General features: G+C 61.6%; 3 protein-coding genes. 2 read left to right on the top strand and 1 reads right to left on the bottom strand.

The features are described from left to right. Positions 1–167 precede the first annotated feature (167 nt). Positions 168–329, top strand: coding sequence for a DUF1328 family protein (locus ACFFAR_RS30805; RefSeq protein WP_031363615.1), 162 nt, complete (start codon positions 168–170; stop codon positions 327–329). Between the two features lie 93 nt (positions 330–422). On the opposite strand, the gene ACFFAR_RS30810 is transcribed toward ACFFAR_RS30805, so the two are convergent. Then, positions 423–1,838, bottom strand: a complete 1,416-nt coding sequence (locus tag ACFFAR_RS30810; RefSeq protein ID WP_375509182.1) for a PLP-dependent aminotransferase family protein — start codon at positions 1,836–1,838, stop codon at positions 423–425. Between the two features lie 183 nt (positions 1,839–2,021). Here ACFFAR_RS30810 and ACFFAR_RS30815 point away from each other — a divergent pair. Further along, on the top strand, positions 2,022–2,458 hold a 437-nt coding region (locus ACFFAR_RS30815), incomplete at its 3' end, for an aminotransferase class III-fold pyridoxal phosphate-dependent enzyme (protein ID WP_375509183.1).

Below are 2,458 nucleotides of genomic sequence, written 5' to 3' on the forward strand. Positions count from 1 at the left end.
GGCCTGGTTGTTTATCGCGCCCTTTTTTTGCGGAATGCGCATTTTGGGCACGAGGGTTGCTCTAAGTACCGCGCTGCAGGACACAGCGGCATTTCAAGCAATCAAAGCGGCCGGGCGTCAAGCCAGCACGCAAACCAATCCGATAAATCGACCCTTTGGAGGGCTTTATGCTTCGATACGCTGTCATCTTTTTCATCATCGCGATCATCGCGGCATTTTTTGGCTTCGGCGGTATCGCAAGTGGCGCAACCGAGATCGCGAAGATCCTGTTCTTCATCTTTATCGTGATCTTCCTGGCTACGTTGCTGCTCGGCGTATTCAGGCGATGAAGCCGCGGTGTTCCTGAACCGGGAACACCGTTGTGACAGACGCAAAAAAGCGCGGGGATGCCCGCGCTTTTTTGCGTGTGGCGTGGGCAGAGATCAGCGCGACCTCCCCTTCCACCCTTCGATAAACCTCCACAATGCATCCTCCATTGAATACGGCACATTGAACCGAAACCACTTGCTGGCGGCATCGTCTGGACGAAAGTAGGAGCCAGGAGCGAGCCAGATGCCATGTTCCAGCGCCTGCGTGGCCAGTTCATTGGCGTGTTCCGCTTCGACCGGCAGGCGCGCCCACAAGAACAACCCGGCGCGTGGCCTGCAAAACACCTCCACTCCGAGCGCATCCATGCGTTCTTCCACGTCCAGGTGCGCATCTTTCAGCTTCTCGGTCACCGCTTCGACGTGCCGCGCGTAGCGTCCTTCGGTCAGCACCTTCTCGACAATGCGCTCCGTCGCCGCCGATGAAGTCAGCCCCACCGCCATCTTCGTGCGCGCCAGTTCGCGCAACACGTCGCGCTCCGCGACTACGTAACCGCAGCGCAATCCCGGCGTGATGGTCTTCGAAAATCCGCCTATATAAAGCACGCGGTTCAGGCCTTCCATCGCCGCCAGCAGCGGTGCGCCGGGCGGTACGAGTTCACGGCTGACATCGTCTTCCACCACCCACAAGCCGTGGCGTTCGGCGATCTGCAGCAGACGGAACGCCGCCGCCATGCCGAAGGTCGCGCCGGTCGGATTCTGCAGCGTCGTATTGACGAAGATCGCCTTGGGCTTGTGTTCGAGGACGAGCCGCTCGAGGACATCGGTATCGATACCCGCCGGCGTGCGCGGCACGCCCAGCACTGTCAGCCCTGCGAGCCGCAGGATCTGCAGCAGATTGCAATAACCGGGATCTTCGACGATCACCTTGTCGCCGGGCCGTAGAAGCGTGCGCACGATGAGGTCGAGCGCTTGCGTCGCGCCCGCGGTCAACAGCACGTTGGCGCCCGGGTCCGCCGGCAGGCCGTACCTGTCGAGCTGCTCGGCGATGCGTTCGCGCAACGGCGCGAAACCATACGGATGCCCGTAGTCCGCCATGCGTGCGGCAGGTACGCGGCTCACCGATCGCAACGCGTGATGCAGGCCGCTTTCGTTGACCCATTCATTGGGCAACCAGCCGCAGCCAGCCTTGATCGGCACGGAGTGATCGGCGAAGACATCGGACAGCAGCCAGGTTGCGGTCAGGCTCGGCGGTTGCCACGCGACGCTGCGCCTGGGCGCGGCCGCCGTGCGCGCCGCCACCCTGTAGCCGGAACCGCGCCGCGCGACGACGAGTCCCATCGACACAAGCCGTCCATATGCCTCGGTTACCGTGAACGTGCTGAGGCGTTCGGTTTGTGCAAGCTGACGTACCGACGGCAGCAACGCCCCGGCTCGCAGCGTCTGCTGTTCGATCGCGCCGGAGAACGCAGTCACGAGTTGCTCGACGAGCGTCGCCTGCGCCCGGTCGCGGTCCAGTTGAAGTTCGATCATGAATCGCTGAAAAGAGGATGATCAAGGAAGTGAACCAGCCGGATCAGTGTGAAGCACATGCGGCGGCGTCACCAATACAGTTTCCATCATTCTGCCAGCACAGTTCTTCGCGCGACAGGACAACTGTCTATGCCGCGGGTTTTTATCGAGGACTACATTGCGTGTTCTAACAGGAGATTTCACATGACTTCGCGCCCCGTCATCGACGACCTTTCGTCGTTCTGGATGCCCTTTACCTCGAACCGGCAATTCAAAGCGGCGCCGCGCCTGATCGAAGGTGCGAAGGGCATGTACTACAAATCGACCGATGGCCGCGAAATCCTCGACGGTTGCGCCGGCCTCTGGTGCGTGAATGCGGGCCACTGCCGCGACGAAATCGTCGCCGCCATCCAGCATCAGGCCGCCACGCTCGACTTTGCGCCGACGTTTCAGATGGGCCATCCGCTTGCATTCGAAGCAGCCACGAAAGTCGCGGCGATCATGCCCGAAGGGCTCGACCGCATCTTCTTCACGAACTCCGGTTCCGAATCAGTCGATACCGCGCTGAAAATCGCCCTCGCCTATCACCGCGCCCGCGGCGAAGGCCAGCGCACGAAGCTGATCGGCCGCGAACGGGGTTA

The sequence above is a fragment of the uncultured Caballeronia sp. genome (assembly GCF_964243625.1).
Lineage (GTDB): Bacteria > Pseudomonadota > Gammaproteobacteria > Burkholderiales > Burkholderiaceae > Caballeronia.

Coding starts and splice junctions, on each gene's coding strand:
- ACFFAR_RS30805 (WP_031363615.1), top strand. CDS start 168: ATGCTTCGATACGCTGTCATCTTTTTCATCATCGCGATCATCGCGGCA.
- ACFFAR_RS30810 (WP_375509182.1), bottom strand. CDS start 1,838: ATGATCGAACTTCAACTGGACCGCGACCGGGCGCAGGCGACGCTCGTC.